The 15,704-nt window shown below is 59.1% G+C and carries 16 protein-coding genes; 14 read left to right on the top strand and 2 right to left on the bottom strand.

All coding sequences use genetic code 11. The features are described 5' to 3' along the window. The first annotated feature begins 11 nt into the window (after positions 1-11). Genes PI739_RS24100 through PI739_RS24050 form a run of 11 tightly spaced genes read left to right on the top strand, consistent with a single transcriptional unit; the run spans position 12 to position 9,265 of the window. Positions 12-1,145 (top strand): phosphoribosyltransferase domain-containing protein, encoded by a 1,134-nt coding sequence (locus PI739_RS24100; RefSeq protein WP_054082226.1) that lies wholly within the window; start codon positions 12-14, stop codon positions 1,143-1,145. Then, on the top strand, positions 1,138-1,896 hold the full coding sequence (locus tag PI739_RS24095) for an HAD family hydrolase (protein ID WP_003430718.1): 759 nt from the start codon (positions 1,138-1,140) through the stop codon (positions 1,894-1,896). Before PI739_RS24100 ends, PI739_RS24095 begins: the two co-directional genes overlap by 8 nt. Then, complete coding sequence (locus PI739_RS24090; protein WP_271352227.1) at positions 1,889-2,983, top strand: cysteine protease StiP family protein; 1,095 nt, start codon at positions 1,889-1,891, stop codon at positions 2,981-2,983. Before PI739_RS24095 ends, PI739_RS24090 begins: the two co-directional genes overlap by 8 nt. Next, positions 2,983-3,933, top strand: a complete 951-nt coding sequence (locus PI739_RS24085) for an HpcH/HpaI aldolase/citrate lyase family protein (RefSeq protein ID WP_003430714.1) — start codon at positions 2,983-2,985, stop codon at positions 3,931-3,933. Before PI739_RS24090 ends, PI739_RS24085 begins: the two co-directional genes overlap by 1 nt. Continuing rightward, positions 3,934-4,680 carry an HAD-IB family hydrolase gene (locus PI739_RS24080; RefSeq protein WP_271352226.1) on the top strand — a complete coding sequence of 249 codons (747 nt, stop codon included), beginning with the start codon at positions 3,934-3,936 and terminating at the stop codon, positions 4,678-4,680. A 46-nt stretch (positions 4,681-4,726) separates the two neighbouring features. Continuing rightward, the gene (locus tag PI739_RS24075; protein ID WP_002552034.1) at positions 4,727-5,320 is read left to right on the top strand and encodes a TerD family protein; all 594 of its coding nucleotides are present in this window, start codon (positions 4,727-4,729) and stop codon (positions 5,318-5,320) included. Then, positions 5,317-6,486, top strand: coding sequence for a TerD family protein (locus PI739_RS24070; RefSeq protein WP_271352225.1), 1,170 nt, complete (start codon positions 5,317-5,319; stop codon positions 6,484-6,486). The genes PI739_RS24075 and PI739_RS24070 overlap by 4 nt, the downstream gene beginning before the upstream one ends. 50 nt (positions 6,487-6,536) lie before the next feature. Next, entirely contained in the window at positions 6,537-6,986 is a 450-nt protein-coding gene (locus PI739_RS24065) for a tellurite resistance TerB family protein (protein WP_003371299.1), read from the top strand. Between the two features lie 25 nt (positions 6,987-7,011). Then, positions 7,012-8,046, top strand: coding sequence for a TerC/Alx family metal homeostasis membrane protein (locus PI739_RS24060; protein WP_003371301.1), 1,035 nt, complete (start codon positions 7,012-7,014; stop codon positions 8,044-8,046). Positions 8,047-8,073: 27 nt separating this feature from the next. Next, positions 8,074-8,649 carry a TerD family protein gene (locus tag PI739_RS24055; protein WP_003371302.1) on the top strand — a complete coding sequence of 192 codons (576 nt, stop codon included), beginning with the start codon at positions 8,074-8,076 and terminating at the stop codon, positions 8,647-8,649. A gap of 37 nt (positions 8,650-8,686) precedes the next feature. Continuing rightward, positions 8,687-9,265 (top strand): TerD family protein, encoded by a 579-nt coding sequence (locus tag PI739_RS24050; protein ID WP_003371304.1) that lies wholly within the window; start codon positions 8,687-8,689, stop codon positions 9,263-9,265. A 224-nt stretch (positions 9,266-9,489) separates the two neighbouring features. Here the strand turns inward: PI739_RS24050 and PI739_RS24045 are convergent, their stop codons facing one another. Next, the gene (locus PI739_RS24045) at positions 9,490-10,566 is read right to left on the bottom strand and encodes a TIGR00266 family protein (protein ID WP_003430709.1); all 1,077 of its coding nucleotides are present in this window, start codon (positions 10,564-10,566) and stop codon (positions 9,490-9,492) included. 47 nt (positions 10,567-10,613) lie between these two features. Then, on the bottom strand, positions 10,614-11,462 hold the full coding sequence (nadC, locus tag PI739_RS24040; RefSeq protein WP_044310142.1) for a carboxylating nicotinate-nucleotide diphosphorylase: 849 nt from the start codon (positions 11,460-11,462) through the stop codon (positions 10,614-10,616). A gap of 353 nt (positions 11,463-11,815) precedes the next feature. On the opposite strand from nadC, the gene PI739_RS24035 reads away from it, so the two are divergent. The 3 genes from PI739_RS24035 to ampE all read left to right on the top strand — a co-directional run bounded on the left by PI739_RS24035 (position 11,816) and on the right by ampE (position 15,679). After that, positions 11,816-14,056 carry a DUF1631 domain-containing protein gene (locus PI739_RS24035; protein ID WP_044310143.1) on the top strand — a complete coding sequence of 747 codons (2,241 nt, stop codon included), beginning with the start codon at positions 11,816-11,818 and terminating at the stop codon, positions 14,054-14,056. Positions 14,057-14,278: 222 nt separating this feature from the next. Then, a complete protein-coding gene (ampD, locus tag PI739_RS24030; protein WP_003430703.1) occupies positions 14,279-14,827 on the top strand; it encodes a 1,6-anhydro-N-acetylmuramyl-L-alanine amidase AmpD in 549 nt (182 codons plus the stop codon). A gap of 15 nt (positions 14,828-14,842) precedes the next feature. Beyond that, a complete protein-coding gene (gene ampE / locus PI739_RS24025; protein WP_003371314.1) occupies positions 14,843-15,679 on the top strand; it encodes a regulatory signaling modulator protein AmpE in 837 nt (278 codons plus the stop codon). The last annotated feature ends 25 nt before the right edge of the window (positions 15,680-15,704 follow it).

Genomic DNA, 15,704 nt, shown 5'->3' with positions numbered 1-15,704 from the left:
GGAATTTATCGATGGACAGCAGTGCAGCTTTTTCCAACCCTACAAAGCTTCGTGCTGATCTGCTTCGTGGTCGCCTCGATGTCAGCGTCGATTCGTCGACCATCGCTCCGGATTCACTGTTCGGCTTCGCCGAGCGGCGTAACCCCAAGCGCGCGTTTCTCTTCGTGTCCCGAGTCTTGGGGCGCCATATCCCTGCGCGTCCAGGCGTGATGCTGAAAAGTTTTCAGGACCTGGCGCACAAGATCCCCGCAGACCTGCCCGGCCCGGTGCTGGTCATCGGCATGGCCGAAACGGCTGTCGGCCTTGGTGCCGGCGTACACCGTGCCTATAGCGCAACGCGCCCGGATGCCTTGTACATGGTCAGCACGCGCCATCCGACCGGCAGTGCACTGTTTGCCCGCTTTGAAGAAGAGCACAGCCACGCCAGCGCTCATCTGATCCACCTGCCCGTCGATCCGGCGTTACGCGAGATGATGCTCGGTGCCCGTTCGCTGGTGCTGGTCGATGACGAGGCGTCCACAGGCAAGACCTTCATCAACCTGCATCAAGCGTTGGTTGACGCCGGCTTGAGCAAAATCGAGCGGGTGGTGACCTGTGTGCTCACCGACTGGTCGGCGGGCGCGGTCAGTACCTCGATGGGCGCAGTGGCAGAACAGGTTTCGCTGCTGCAAGGCTCTTACTTCTTCGATGAAGACTTAAGCGCGCCGCTGCCTGAGATGCCGGAAGTCGGCACCGTTGCCATGGGTGACTGGCCGCTGGTCACCGCCAACGATTGGGGACGCATGGGTGTGCTCTCGGTGGCCGATACGCTGGCACCCGGTATTACCATCAAAAAGGGCGAGCGCATTCTGGTGGTTGGCACCAGCGAATTCGTCTGGCGTCCGTTCCTGCTCGCCGAGCGTCTGGAGAAAGCCGGAGCCGACGTGCACTTCAGCTCCACCAGCCGTTCACCGATTGCACTCGGTCACGCCATCGACCATGCGCTGTCGTTCTCCGACAACTATGGCCTGGGCATTCCCAACTTCCTCTACAACGTGCGGCCGGGTCAGTTCGACCGGGTGCTGATCTGTACCGAAACCCCAAGGCAGGCGGTGCCTGCCGAGTTGATCGAAGCACTGAACGCCGAGGTCATCTGCGATGAGTAACGACCGCCCGCTGATCTTCGTCGATCTGGACGACACCCTGTTCCAGACCGCGCGCAAAACGCCGGCTGACATTGAAAAGCACGTCGCAACGCTGGACATCTCTGGTAATGCCAATGGCTACATGACCAATGTGCAGAAGTCGTTCGCGCACTGGCTGCTGGCGCATTCCGATGTGGTGCCGGTGACGGCGCGCAGTGTCGAGGCCTACAGCCGGGTCAAACTGCCGTTCACCGCAGGTGCGATCTGCTCCCATGGTGGCGTGATGCTCGATGTCATGGGACGGCTGGACCATGACTGGAACGAACAGATGAAACAGACCCTGGCCAGTTACCAGTCGCGTCTGCATGAGCTGTCGGCGACGACACTGGCGATCGGTCAGGAGCTGGGGTTTTCATTGCGCGGCTGGGTGGTCGAAGAGGCGCAGTTGTTCCACTACGTGGTGACCAAGCACAACGAGAGCGATGACAGCATCCTCGGCAAAGTGCTGGCCGAAGTGCAGGCGCGTGGCTTGCTCGACGGCATGCATATTCATGGTAACGGCAACAATCTGGCCTTTCTGCCCGAAGGGCTGGCCAAGCGTTACGCGGTTCAGGAATGGCTGCGACGCGACAAGGCGATCAATGGCGAACGCCCGGTGCTCGGTTTTGGCGACAGCATTACCGATCTGGGTTTCATGGAAGAGTGCCACTGGTGGGCGACGCCTGCCCGCAGTCAGTTGGCGAAAATGTTTGTCGGAGCCGCGCATGAGTGATCCCGTTCACGGGCTCGATACGGTCGGTAGTGGCAGTTACCTGCACGACGACGTGCATTTTCTGTTGCGCGGCGTGGCGATGCAGACCACCAGCGTCGAGGAGAAGGAGCGCCTGATTCAGACGCGACAGAAGCACTATTCGGAAATGATCAGCGAGGAGTCAGCGCCCAGCGTCGCTCACAAGGCGCTGTATGAGCGGGCGCTCAAGCAGAACGGCGCGCGCATGGCCGAAGATGTACAGGCTCTGGCCCAGGCGCTTGACAGCGATTGCACAGGCGCTGAAATCATTCTGGTGTCGTTCGTGCGCGCCGGTCTGCCGCTGGGTGTGCTGTTGCGACGGGCGCTGATCGATCTGGGCCGCGAAGCGCACCACTACGGCATCAGTATCGTCCGTGATCGCGGCATTGATACGGTGGCGCTTGAAGCCATTATTCAGGCCCACGGCGCGCAGAACATCGTGTTCGTCGACGGCTGGACCGGCAAGGGCGCGATTTCGGGGGAGATCCGTCGCAGTCTGGCGAGCGATACGCGCTTTCCGGATCAGCCACGGCTGGTGGTACTGGCCGATCCGTGCGGCAGTGCCTGGCTGGCAGCGTCGGCAGAGGACTGGGTGATTCCGTCCGGCATTCTCGGTGCCACGGTGTCCGGTCTGGTGTCGCGCTCTATCTGGCCGACGGACGGCGGGCTGCACGGTTGCGTGGTGTACGAGCAGTTGCGGGACCACGACGTCACGCAGTCTTTTATTGAACAGATCGACAGCCAGCGTCGTCAAAACGGTTCTACGCTCACACTGACACCCTGGACGCTGCCTCAGCGAACCGAACTCAAGGCCGCCGCATTACAGGTGGTCGACCGTCTGGCCGAGCGCTTCGGGATCAATAACTTCAATCGCATCAAGCCGGGCATTGCCGAAGCCACCAGAGCGGTCATGCGCCGCGTGCCGGATCATGTACTGGTGCGCAACCTGGCTGACAGCGACGTGCAATTGCTGTTGCACCTGACCGAAAAAGCGGGGATTCCCGTCGAAGAAGTTGGCGATCTCCTGGGGCCCTATCGGGCTGTGACCATCATTCGGAGTCTGAGCTAATGGCCTTATTCTCGCCTTATGCGCTGGGGGCAACGCTGTACATGCCCGCGACCCGTGACGACATTGTCGACGTGGTGTTCGGTGAAAAGATTCCCGAGCTGCGTTCGCTGGTCGTCTGTCTGGAAGACGCCGTAGCACTGACCGATGTCGACACGGCGTTGCTCAATCTTCGTCAGGTACTCACCCGTATCCGTGATCGTGGCGGTCGTCCGGCCAACGGTCCGCTGCTGTTCGTGCGTCCAAGAGACGCTGCGATGGCGCGAATTCTCAACGACTGGCCGCTGATGGCGCACGTCGACGGTTTCGTTGTTCCCAAGCTCTCGCTGAAAAGTCTGACGAACTGGGAGCAGGCCGTCACCAACCCGGCGCTGGCGTTGATGCCTACACTGGAAACCCCCGAGGTGTTCAATCCGACAGCGATGGTCGAGCTGGGGGAAGCCTTGAAGGCCAGTCTGTGCGAGCGGATCATTGCGCTGCGCATCGGGGGCAATGACCTGATGGGCTGCCTGGGGCTGCGCCGTAATCCGGCCATGACCCTGTATTCGACGCCGATGGGGTATGTCATCCCCATGCTGGCGGGTGTCATGGGTTCGCAGGGCTTTGCGCTTACCGCTCCGGTGTTCGAGCAACTGGCTACTCCGGACATTCTGGAGCATGAGCTGGCGCTGGATATTACCAATGGATTGGTCGGTAAAACGGCAATTCACCCCTCGCAGGTCAATATCATTCAGAATGCGCTACGCGTCAGCCTGGAGGACATCAACTCCGCCCGGATGATTTTGAACTCTGTGGCCCCCGCAGTGTTCAAGTACAACGACGCGATGTGTGAACCGGCTACCCACTATAAATGGGCAACCCACATCATGGAGCGCGCCAAATGGCATGGAGTGTTATCCGCACCCGCTTCGATCATGGATGCCAGCATTCGACTCGCTGAGGCAGTTAGCTAGATGATAGAACCTGACCTTGAAACCGTAGAACCTGATCTTGAACCTGTAGGCCCCGATCTTGAAATCGAAGTTGAACAACGCCTGTTGGCGGTTTTCGATTTTGACGGGACCATCACCCGACACGACAGCTTCGTGCCGTTTCTCAAGTTCGCCTTTGGGCAACGAGCCTTCTCTGTGCGTATGGCCCGGCTGGTATTGCCGAGCATCGGCTTTCTTGCCAAGCGCGTGACCCGCGACGAACTGAAAGGGCGCCTGATCAAGGCCTTCCTCAGTGGCGTCGAAGTGCAGTGGCTGCAGCAGAAGGCTGAAGCGTTCTGCCAGTCGCACTGGAAACGCCTGATGCGTCCTGCCGCGCTGGAGTCCATTGCCGCTGAAATCGAGAAGGGTGCCATTGTCACGCTTTGTTCAGCATCGCCTGCTATGGTCCTGCAACCTTTTGCTGATCGCCTGAAAGTAGAGCTGATCGGTACCAATCTGGAAGTGATCGACGGCAAGCTGACCGGCTTGATCGAAGGCAGCAACTGCCGTTGCGACTCGAAAGTTGCACGCCTGGAGAGCGTTTACGGGCCATTGACCCAGTTCCGGGTTCGCGCCTGGGGCGACACCCGAGGTGACCACGAATTGCTCGCCGCAGCTCAGGATGCGCACTGGCGTTTGTTCCATCCGACGTGGCGTCGAGGCCGCTATAAAGGCCCCGTTAACGCCAAGTTACACAATCCTGATGGCAAAGACGGGCCAACACGGTAAGGCTGTAACACTTTTATCCGAAATCCAACGTCACATGGAGCGAAAAATGGCACTCACTTTGGCAAAGAACCAGACGATCTCACTCGAGAAAACTGCTGGTACAGGCCTCAAGAAAGTCAGCATGGGACTTGGATGGGACCCTGAAAAAGCCAGTGGTTTCTTCGGTAAATTGCTCGGTGGTGGCGGCGGCGATATCGACCTGGATGCCTCGTGCATCATGCTCGACGCCGACAAAAAGCCCCTCGATCTGGTCTGGTTCCGCCAGTTGCAATCGCGTGACGGTGCCATTCAGCATTCGGGTGACAACCGTACCGGCGAAGGCGCGGGCGACGATGAAACCATCAGCGTCGATCTGGAAAAACTGCCTGCCACGGTCAAATACCTGGTGTTCACCGTCAATTCGTTCACCGGTCAGAATTTCGAAAAAGTCGCCAACGCCTACTGCCGTATTGTCGACCTGGGCAGCCGTAACGAACTGGGCCGCTTTGATCTGTCCGAAAAAGGCCAGCACACCGGCGTGGTGATGTCCTATCTGGCGCGCACCCCTGCAGGTTGGGATTTCACCGCAGTAGGGCAGGTCACCAATGGCCGTACTGCAGATGATCTGGTCGAGCTGGCGATCGGGGCTGTGCGCGCATGACCCAACTTGTTCCGGGCGCCAACGCGCCGGTCGCTGCCGGCCCGCTGACGGTGGAAGTTATTTACTCTCCGCTCGCGGATGCGGATATCGATGTGTCTGCGTTCCTGCTGACCGGTTCCGGCAAGGTCCGTGGCGATCAGGACATGTGTTTCTACGGCCAGAAAAGCGTGAACGGCGGTGCGCTGCAGCAGACGGAAGCGTCAGCCGGACGCGCAGTGTTCAGTCTTGATCCGAGCCGTCTCGACTCAGCCATCGAGAAGGTGGCCCTGACGGCGACCATCTATGAGAACAAGGCCAGTTTTGGCAGCGTGTCGCGCCTGGCCTTGAACATCACCGGTGGTATCGAAGCCGATATCCCTACCAGCGGCATGAAAGAAACCGCGTTGATTCTGGGCGAGTTCTACCTGCGTCAGGGGGCATGGAAGTTCCGTTGCGTGGCCCAGGGGTTTGCTGGCGGCCTTGAGCCATTGGCAAAAAACTTCGGCGTTGAAGTCGCCGCGCCGCAGGATCAGCCTGCACCTGCACCTGTTCCAGCGCCTGTGCCCAAGTCGACCGTCAGTCTGAGCAAGATCACGCTCGACAAGACCCGTGCTTCGATCAGTCTGGAAAAATCCAGTGCCGGTTTCGGTGAGATTCGGGTCAACCTGAACTGGAACCGTCGTAACGACAGCAAGGGCGGTGGCTTCTTCTCTATGAAGAAGAGCAATGCCATCGACCTTGATGTAGGCTGCCTCTTCGAAATGCAGGACGGTCTCAAAGGCGCTGTTCAGGCGCTGGGCAACTCGTTCGGTTCGCTCAACACCGAGCCGTTCATCAAGTTGATGGGCGATGACCGTACCGGCTCGATCAGCGACGGTGAGTGGCTGCATATCAATGGCGCGCACTGGAGCAAGATCCGTCGCATTCTGGTCTACGCGTTCATCTATGAAGGTGCGCCGAACTGGAAGGAAACCGACGGGGTCGTCACCATTCACGCGCCGGGCCAGCCGCCCATCGAGGTTCGCCTCAATGAAGAGGGCGGTCGCCAGGGCATGTGTGCCATTGCCCTGCTGGAAAATGACAACGGTGCGGTCAAGGTGACGCGTCGTGTGGATTTCCATAACGGCCACAGCAACATGGATAAAGCCTACGGATGGGGCATGCGCTGGGCTGCAGGTTCCAAGTAAACATACCGTGGTATTTCTGGGCTGGCTGTGCCGCCTCATGGGAGATAGACATGCTGGACTGGTTGAAAACAAACGCAACAGCTGCTCGCGACAAGCTGGCTTCGGAAGTCTCGAAGTTCAAGAATCGCGAATTCATGGAGGCTGTGGTTTCCGGCTGTGCTCTGGTATCGGCCGCAGACGGTGATATCAGCTCCAGTGAAAAGCAGAAAATGGCCGGCTTCATTCAGAACTCTCAGGAACTGAAAGTTTTCGACATGAAGGACGTCATCCAGGGCTTCCAGGAAGCCTGCTCAAAGTTCGAGTTCGATTTTGAAATTGGTCGTGCCGAGGCCTTGAAAACCATCGGCAAGATTAAAAAGAAAGAAGATGCAGCCCGTTTGCTGGTGCGCGTCTGCTGTGCTATCGGCGGCGCCGATGGCAGCTTCGATGAGAAAGAGCGGGAAGTCTGCCGCACGATCTGTCGAGAGCTTGGCCTCAATCCGTCCGATTTCGACCTGTAATTTTTACCCTAAGGAACGCAGTTAAATGGAAAGCACCTCTCTAGGCTTCCCTCCACTCACGATGGCGGTTTTCGTCGGTCTGGCCGTTACGGCCATGGCTATCGACATGTTCTCCCACCGAGGAAACAAGCCAATCACCCTCGCGCAAGCCTCGGCGTGGTCGATTTTCTGGGTCGCCATTTCGCTGGCCTTCGCCGGTTTCCTGTATGTCCAGCACGGCTCTGAAGTCGCCACGCTGTTCGTGACCGGTTATGCGCTGGAAAAAGTGTTGAGCGTCGACAACCTGTTCGTGTTCATGGCGTTGTTCTCCTGGTTCAAGATTCCGGATGGCCTGCGCCACCGCGTTCTGTACTGGGGAATCATCGGTGCCATTGTCTTCCGCGGCATCTTCGTCGCCATTGGTACCGGCCTTCTGGCGCTGGGTCCATGGGTCGAAGTGGTGTTTGCGGTCATCGTTGCCTGGACAGCCATCATGATGCTCAGGGCGGGCGATGACGACGACGAAGAAGTCGACTACTCGCAACACATGGCTTATCGCTTCGCCAAGAAGCTGTTCCCGGTGTGGCCAAAACTGCACGGCAGCAACTTCTTCGTTCGTCGCTCGGTTCTCGAGCAGGAAGTCAAAAAGCCTGAAAACGCCGGTATCACGCTGGCGGCCAAAGGCGCTCTGTTCGCGACCCCGCTGTTCCTGTGTCTGGTTGTGGCGGAAATCTCCGACGTGCTGTTCGCGTTCGACTCCGTGCCTGCAATCATTGCCGTGAGCCGCGAGCCGCTGATCGTATTCTCGGCCATGCTGTTCGCGATTCTCGGTCTGCGTACCCTGTACTTCGTTCTGGAAGCCCTCAAGCGCTACCTGGTGCACCTGGAGAAAGCGGTTATCGCCTTGCTGTTCTTCATCGCCGTCAAACTGGGCCTGAATGCAACCAACCACCTGTTCCATCACGGTTACGAGATCAGCGCCAACACCAGCTTGCTGGTTGTGGTCGTCGTATTGATCATCGGTATCGTTGCAAGCCTGCTCTTCCCGGGCAAAGACGAATCCGCGGAAGAAAAAGCGTAAACACTGGATAAAGGAGATAAACGAATCATGGCTTTGACTCTGCAAAAAGGTGGCAACCTTTCGCTGTCGAAAACCGACCCTACCCTGACCAACGTATTGATCGGTCTGGGCTGGGATCCGCGAGCCACTGACGGACAGGATTTCGACCTGGACGCCAGCGCATTCCTGTTGGCCGCCAACGGCAAGGTCCGCAGTGAAGCTGACTTCATTTTCTACAACCAGCTCAAGAGCGCCGACGGTTCTGTCGAGCACACCGGTGACAACCGTACCGGTGCTGGCGACGGCGATGACGAAGTCCTCAAGGTCGATCTGGCCCGTGTCCCTGCCGATGTGGAGAAAGTTGTTTTCGTCGTGACCATTCACGACGCAGACAGCCGCAAGCAGAACTTCGGTCAGGTGGGTGGCTCGTTCATTCGCGTATTGAATGAGCAGTCAGGTTCTGAAGTTGTTCGCTACGACCTGGCAGAAGACGCTTCCACTGAAACCGCGATGATTTTCGCCGAACTGTACCGCAACAATGGCGAGTGGAAGTTCCGCGCCGTGGGTAGCGGTTTTGCTGGTGGACTGAAAGCCGTGGCCAACTCTTTCGGCATGAATTTCTGATTCACGCCCAACCACTTTTCTGGAAAGGATCAAGAACATGGCAGTAAGTCTGAGTAAAGGCGGCAACGTTTCCCTGTCAAAAGAGGCTCCTGGCCTGACAGAAATCACCGTGGGCCTGGGCTGGGATCCGCGTGTGACCGATGGCACCGAGTTCGACCTGGATGCTTCGATCTTCATCGTTGGCGAAAATGGCAAAGTGCTGGACGACAGCAGCTTCATTTTCTACAACAACAAGAAGTCGGCTGATGGTTCGGTCGAGCACCTGGGCGATAACCGTTCAGGCGCTGGCGAAGGCGATGACGAGTCGGTAACGGTCAAGCTCACTGGCCTGGCAGCGGCAGTGAAGAAGCTGGTTTTCGCGGTTACCATCCATTCCGCTGAAGAGCGCAAGCAAAGCTTTGGCCAGGTTTCCAACGCTTACATCCGCGTTGTGAACAAGGCTGACGGCAAGGAAGTTGCTCGTTACGACCTGTCGGAAGATGCATCGACCGAAACCGCGATGATCTTCGGCGAGTTGTATCGCAATGGCGAAGAGTTCAAGTTCAAGGCCATTGGCCAGGGCTTTGCCGGCGGTCTGAAGCCGTTGGCAGAAGCTCACGGCGTGGCAATCGGCTAAACCCGAGCAGCGCCCAATAAAAACCCCCGCCAGCGATGGCGGGGGTTTTTTATTGGGTGCTGATCATGGCTATCGTTCCTCACGCTCCAGCGTGGGAATGCATGTCGCGTCGCTCTGCGTCGTCAAGAGGACGCGGAGCGTCCGGAAAGGCATGCGACGCAGAGCGCCGCACGATAGTTGCAAGTGCGCAGCACAGTCTTCGGTCCAATAACGTAGTGCTGAGGTTAACGTTCGCTTCTGCCCACACCCGATGGTCCTGCGGCCAGCATGCGCCCGGCCAGTCGGGAGAAGGGCAGGCTTTGCAGCCATACTGTGCCGGGGCCGGTCAGTCTGGCGAAGAAAACCCCTTCGCCGCCGAACAGCATCGACTTGATGCCGCCACCGACCGTGCGGATATCGTAATCGACGGTCTGGGTCATGGCTGCCAGGCAGCCGGTGTCGACGTCCAGCGCTTCGCCTGCGGCCAGTTCGATCTTGCGCACCGTGCCGCCCATGTGCACGAACACCCAGCCGTCACCTTCCAGCTTTTGCAGGATGAAACCTTCGCCCCCGAACAGACCGGTGAGGATTTTCTTCTGGAACTGGATACCGATGGAGACGCCCTTGGCGCCAGCCAGAAAACTGTCTTTCTGACAGATCAGCCTGCCGCCGAAGTCGCGCAGGTTGAGCGGCAGTATCGTGCCGGGGTAGGGCGCTGCAAACGCCACGCGGCCCTTGCCTGAACCCTGTTGCGAAAACACCGTAGTGAACAGGCTCTCGCCGGTCAGCATGCGCTTGCCTGCACCGAACAGCGAACCCAGCAGCCCGGACGATTGATTGCTGCCGTCGCCGAAAATGGTCTCCATCTGCACGTCGCAGGTCTTGTACATCATCGCTCCGGCTTCGGCGACGGCGCTTTCGCCAGGGTCAAGCTCCAGTTCGATGAACTGGGTTTCCGTGCCGTACAGCTTGAAGTCCACGCCATCGGTGGTCTGCGCCAGGCCATAGCCGCCCGAGGCGTTCGGGTCGGGCGTAAACGAAGGGCGTCTGGCGGGCACAGAGGCCGGCGCGGGTGTCGGGGCTGCCTGCGCCGGCAGCGCGGACGGCCTGGGCTGGATCATGTCCGGCGTCGGATCAGGAAAAGGCGTCACCCCGTCCTTCTTCATGGCGCGCACCTGCGGCACCTGATAGATCGGCTGCCAGTCCGGCATGCCCTGCTTCCAGCACCACGCGCCGGGCGACTCACGGGCAATCAGCCGCGCAGCATCCGCGTCCATCGGGCCGAGTTGCTTGCCCGCGTTCATCACAAACCATTGTTCCAAAGCGTCTACTCCCGAGCGAATAGTGACAGTTGGCTGTGCGCGATGCGTCAGAGGCTCAGGCGCATGGACAGGTCCACGGCTTTCACGTCCTTGGTCATCGCACCGATGGAAATGTAATCGACACCCGTTTCTGCAATCACCCGCAGGGTGTCGTCATTGATGCCGCCGCTGGCTTCAAGGCTGGCACGGCCTGCGGTAAGGCGCACAGCCTCGCGCATGTCATCAAGGCTCAATTCATCGAGCATGATGATGTCGGCGCCTGCGTCCAGCGCCTGCCTGAGCTCACTCAGGCTTTCCACCTCGACTTCAACAGGCTTGCCGGGGGCAATTCGGTGCGCCGCTTCTATTGCCTGAGCGATGCCGCCACAGGCTGCGATATGGTTTTCCTTGATCAGAAAAGCGTCGTAGAGCCCGATGCGATGGTTATGACAGCCGCCGCAGGTGACCGCGTATTTCTGCGCCAGGCGCAGGCCCGGCAGGGTCTTGCGGGTATCCAGCAGTTTGACCTGAGTGCCCGCGACCATGTCCGCGAAGTACTGCGCCCGGGTGGCCACTCCCGAGAGCATCTGCAGGAAATTGAGCGCGCTGCGTTCGCCGGTCAACAGCGAGCGGGCCGGGCCTTCAAGGTGAAACAGCGCCTGATTGGGACTGACACGGTCGCCATCGGTCACTTGCCAGTGCACGGCGACGCGCGGGTCCAATTGCCGGAAGACCGCATCGACCCAGGCAGTACCGGCGATCACCGCTGCATCGCGGGAAATGATAGTGGCCTTGGCCAGCCGTTCTGCCGGAATCAATTGGGCGGTGATATCGCCGCTGCCGACATCCTCCAGCAATGCGCGACGCACATTGGCCTCGATCTCGGCGGTCAGGTCGGCAATTCGTAAATTCGGCATAGCGGGCTCCAGTAGCAAAGTCGTTCGAGTATAAGGCACCGCATCCCGCTTACCCACCAGCGCCATGCCAGGGTGTTACCCCTGGAAACGTGCAGTTGGTCGGTTTGGCAAATTCGTTTGCGATGGAAAGCGAATATCGCGGTCTATCGCTGCACATGAATGCCTTGCCGCTTCATTCGCGAGAGTGAAAGAAAAGTCTCACTGGCGTTGATGACAAGTTTTGAAAGATAATCCGACTTGTAATTGACGCCATGAGTTTGACGTTGCGCAAGGCCAAGGGGGTCGCTTCACAGTGCGAGGGTAACAAGCCACGTTTGTGATGGGGTTCAGGTTGTTTCCTGTCAGGGGGTGTAATGCCAAACGACGAAAAAGTAGTGCCGTTGAGCAAATCGTTCCCTTTGCAGGGGGCGGGTACTCCGTTGGCCCGGTTACCCGTTGTGTTGTTGCAGGTTCGCGACAAGGCGGCCCAGCAGCTCAAGGATGCATTGCAGGCGTTGTTCGATAACGCCGACGATACGCTGTTCGAAATGGCTGACCGCGCCCGCAGCAACACTGAGCAGAACATCTTTTTTGAAGCCATGCGTGACCTGCGCCTCAAGCGCAAAAGCATAGAACGTGGCTTCCTCGACAAGTTCTACGAGTCCTTTCTGGTCCTGGGCCAGTATCAGATTCAGGAGCCTGTGCTTCCGGCCCCTGTGTCCTTCGACAAGCTGTCGCTGGTGCACAACGACGATCTCGAGAAGACCGTGGCCGTGGACGCTATGGTCAGCAAGGTCATGAGCCGTGACGCCCTCGCTCTGGGGCAGCTCACTGCGCGCCTGAACGTGCTCATTCCGCAAGCCATTGCCGAAGACTCCAACCCCCTGGGGCCGGCGATGCTGTGCAGGTTCTTTCTGGACGCCGGGCGCAGCCTTGGCGTCGAGATCAAGGTCAAGCTGATCATTCTCAAACTGTTCGAGAAGTATGTCCTGGCCAATACGGACGACCTGTACAGCGAAGCCAATCAGCTGCTGATTGCAACAGGTGTATTACCGAACATGAAAGCGTTGCCGGCCCGTCGTTCATCCGACAGGGCGGCGCCCAGAAGTCGTGTTTCCGAGATGTCCGACCCTGCCCTGAACGAAGCCGCCGACAAGCTCGACAAGGGGGTGCAGGAGGTCTTCTCGGCCTTGCAGGAACTGCTGCTGCACGTGCGCGGTAATCTCGCGCCGCGTCATGAGCCCAACGCTGAAGTGCGTCCGATTTCCAGCCGGGACCTGCTGCGCCTGCTGTCTCACCTGCAGCAATATGTGCCTTCGCAGGACACTTCAGACGATTTCGACCTGCGCAATCAGTTGGAACAACTGCTGACGCGAGTCAACGTCAAGACCGGCAAATCCAGAATCGTCGGTGTCGGTGACGAGGACGTCATCAACCTGATCGCCATGCTGTTCGAGTTCATTCTCGATGACCGCAACCTGACGCCTTCACTGCGTGCTTTGATCGGGCGTCTGCAGATTCCGATGCTCAAAGTGGCGGTCATCGACAAAAGCTTCTTCAGCCGCGGCAGTCATCCTGCCCGTCGCCTGCTTAACGAAATTGCCACTGCCGCATTGGGCTGGGGCGGTCGTGACGACTATCAGCGCGACTCGCTGTATCAGCGTGTCGAGCAGATCGTGCAGCGCCTGCTCAATGATTTTGTCGATGACCCGGCAATTTTTTCCGAGCTGCTGGCGGATTTTCTGGCCTTCACCAGTGACGAGCGTCGCCGCAGCGAGTTGCTCGAGCAGCGCACCCGCGATGCCGAAGAAGGGCGCGCCCGTGCCGAATTGGCCAGGCAGCAGGTGCAGCATGAGCTGAATCAGCGCCTATTGGGCAAAACCTTGCCCGAGGTGGTTGTGCGGCTGTTGCAGGAGGCCTGGAGCAAGGTCCTGCTGTTGACCTGTCTCAAGCATGGCGAAGAGTCCAGCGAGTGGCAGGCCGGGCTGGAGACCATGGACGAGTTGATCTGGAGCGTCGAGCTGCACGACGACCCGCAGGCTCTGCAGCGCTTGCTGGAGCTGGTTCCGGGACTGCTCAAGTCGCTGCGTGATGGCTTGACCAGCGCCGCGTTCGACCCGTTTGCCACCAGCGAATTCTTCAGCCAGCTGGAGTCGCTGCATGTCCAGGCTTTCCAGCACTTCTCGCGCTTGCAGGAAGGCGAGGGCGATACCGTTCAGGCAGACGGCCTGGCCGTCGAAGGCCCGCCGATGATGGCGGTGGTCGAGGAAATCGTTCTGATTACTCCTGAAGAGCAGATGCTCAATGAACCGGTGGTTCAGCTACCCGACGACGATGCAGGCCTGCAGATGGTCGACAAGTTGCGGGTCGGTTGCTGGGTCGAGATTCAGGAAGATGAAGAGCACAAGCTGCGTTGCAAGTTGACCGCGATTGTCGAGCCTACCGGACGTTATGTGTTCGTCAATCGTACCGGCATGAAGGTTCTGGAAAAGACCCGCACCGGCCTTGCCGTCGAATTTCGTCGCGGTGCGGTGCGTATTCTCGACGACGCGCTACTCTTCGATCGGGCTCTGGAGTCCGTCATCAGCAACTTGCGCAACCTCAAGGGCGCCTGATTGACTGATTAAAGCTATCGTTCGTCTGCGCTGCTGATCGTCAGGCAGCCGATTGACCAGCGTGCCGACGCCTCGCGTCGGCACGTGCCAGTGACGCTCCGTCACAGATCCCTGCATCTACGGCGTCTTTCCTACATCGCGGATCCGTACCCCAACCCCCACGTCAGCTGCTGTCACGGGCATAATCAGCGCTACTTATTTACCCCCGTTCAAGGAGCATTCATGCAACTGGACTCCGCAAGCGGCTGGTGCGACGGCGTGCAGCATTGCCCCTCGCCCAACTTCAATGCGCGACCCGAAGGCGAAATCTCGCTGCTGGTGATCCACAACATCAGCCTGCCGCCAGCGCAATTCAAGACCGGCAAGGTGCAGGCTTTCTTTCAGAACCGGCTCGACACCGACGAGCATCCCTACTTTGTGGGGATTGCCGATCTGCGCGTTTCAGCGCATTTTCTGATTGAACGTGATGGCGAGGTCATTCAGTTCGTCTCTTGTCTTGATCGTGCGTGGCACGCCGGCGTTTCCTGTTTTCAGGGCCGGGAAGGGTGTAATGACTTTTCTGTCGGCATCGAACTGGAGGGGACGGATGACCAGCCTTTCACCGATGCGCAATACCACGCGCTGATCGACCTGACGCGACAGTTGCGCCAGGCATTCGAGGCGATCACCCCCGAGCGTATCTGTGGTCACAGTGACGTGGCGCCGGGACGCAAGACTGATCCTGGGCCCTGTTTTGACTGGGCCAGGTTTCGAGCGGCTTTGCTGGATTGATGTGAGGGACGAACAATGAGTTTTCTGGTGCTACTGCTGGCCGTTCTTATCGAAAAGTTTTCTGCCCTGCGTCAGCGCGTTCAGCGTGACGGGCCGTGGCTGAAAGAACTGGCAAAGCTCGAGGCCAGCCCACGGACCTCGACACGTCCCTGGTTGATGCTGGCGCTGCTGGTGCTCGTGCCCGTGCTGATCCTGCAACTGGCGCTGACCATCATCGGCTCGGTAGCCTATGGCTGGCTGGTTCTGCCCATTCACCTGCTGGTGTTGATCTACAGCCTTGGCCGGGTGGATCTGGTCGCGGTGCTCGGGCCGTTTCGTGATGCCTGCCGACGTGGCGATGCGCAGGCTGCGGTGCATGTGGCCGAGCGCGACATGGGCGTGCAGGCGGACAACAGCGAGCAATTGCTGCAGGGTGTGCAGGGCTACCTGCTCTGGCAGGCGTTTCAGAGTTTCTTCGCCGTGATTTTCTGGTACTTCGTACTCGGCCCGGTGGCTGCGCTGGCCTACAGGCTATTGGCACTTGCTGCCGAGCACGGCAAGACTCCAGCACTGGTCGAGCGTGCAGGGCAGTTGCGCCATGCCTTTGACTGGGTACCGGTCAGGTTGCTCGCCGCCAGCTTCGCATTGGTCGGCAATTTTGTGGCGGTCACCCGGGTGATGCTGCATGAACTGCTGAACTGGAACATCAGTGCTGCGCAACTGATTACGCGCGTTGGCTGCGCCGCCAGCGAGGTTCCGCCGCCGATGATGGGCGCGCAGGGCGTCACCGGCCTCGACATGCTCTGGGAGCTGCTGGTACGTGCGGCGGTGGTCTGGTACGCAGGGTTTGCCCTGTGGACCCTTCTGCTCTGATCCGATCCTGGCCGCACAGGTCAGG

It is taken from the genome of Pseudomonas cerasi (assembly GCF_027983475.1).
GTDB classification, from domain to species: domain Bacteria; phylum Pseudomonadota; class Gammaproteobacteria; order Pseudomonadales; family Pseudomonadaceae; genus Aquipseudomonas; species Aquipseudomonas cerasi.
Note: the sequence above shows the minus strand (reverse complement) of the source record. Positions and strands in the feature narration are given on the sequence as shown.

Bases quoted from the DNA above. Each gene is read 5' to 3' on its own strand.
- PI739_RS24100 (WP_054082226.1), top strand. From the start codon at position 12: ATGGACAGCAGTGCAGCTTTTTCCAACCCTACAAAGCTTCGTGCTGAT.
- PI739_RS24095 (WP_003430718.1), top strand. From the start codon at position 1,138: ATGAGTAACGACCGCCCGCTGATCTTCGTCGATCTGGACGACACCCTG.
- PI739_RS24090 (WP_271352227.1), top strand. From the start codon at position 1,889: ATGAGTGATCCCGTTCACGGGCTCGATACGGTCGGTAGTGGCAGTTAC.
- PI739_RS24085 (WP_003430714.1), top strand. From the start codon at position 2,983: ATGGCCTTATTCTCGCCTTATGCGCTGGGGGCAACGCTGTACATGCCC.
- PI739_RS24080 (WP_271352226.1), top strand. From the start codon at position 3,934: ATGATAGAACCTGACCTTGAAACCGTAGAACCTGATCTTGAACCTGTA.
- PI739_RS24075 (WP_002552034.1), top strand. From the start codon at position 4,727: ATGGCACTCACTTTGGCAAAGAACCAGACGATCTCACTCGAGAAAACT.
- PI739_RS24070 (WP_271352225.1), top strand. From the start codon at position 5,317: ATGACCCAACTTGTTCCGGGCGCCAACGCGCCGGTCGCTGCCGGCCCG.
- PI739_RS24065 (WP_003371299.1), top strand. From the start codon at position 6,537: ATGCTGGACTGGTTGAAAACAAACGCAACAGCTGCTCGCGACAAGCTG.
- PI739_RS24060 (WP_003371301.1), top strand. From the start codon at position 7,012: ATGGAAAGCACCTCTCTAGGCTTCCCTCCACTCACGATGGCGGTTTTC.
- PI739_RS24055 (WP_003371302.1), top strand. From the start codon at position 8,074: ATGGCTTTGACTCTGCAAAAAGGTGGCAACCTTTCGCTGTCGAAAACC.
- PI739_RS24050 (WP_003371304.1), top strand. From the start codon at position 8,687: ATGGCAGTAAGTCTGAGTAAAGGCGGCAACGTTTCCCTGTCAAAAGAG.
- nadC (WP_044310142.1), bottom strand. From the start codon at position 11,462: ATGCCGAATTTACGAATTGCCGACCTGACCGCCGAGATCGAGGCCAAT.
- PI739_RS24035 (WP_044310143.1), top strand. From the start codon at position 11,816: ATGCCAAACGACGAAAAAGTAGTGCCGTTGAGCAAATCGTTCCCTTTG.
- ampD (WP_003430703.1), top strand. From the start codon at position 14,279: ATGCAACTGGACTCCGCAAGCGGCTGGTGCGACGGCGTGCAGCATTGC.
- ampE (WP_003371314.1), top strand. From the start codon at position 14,843: ATGAGTTTTCTGGTGCTACTGCTGGCCGTTCTTATCGAAAAGTTTTCT.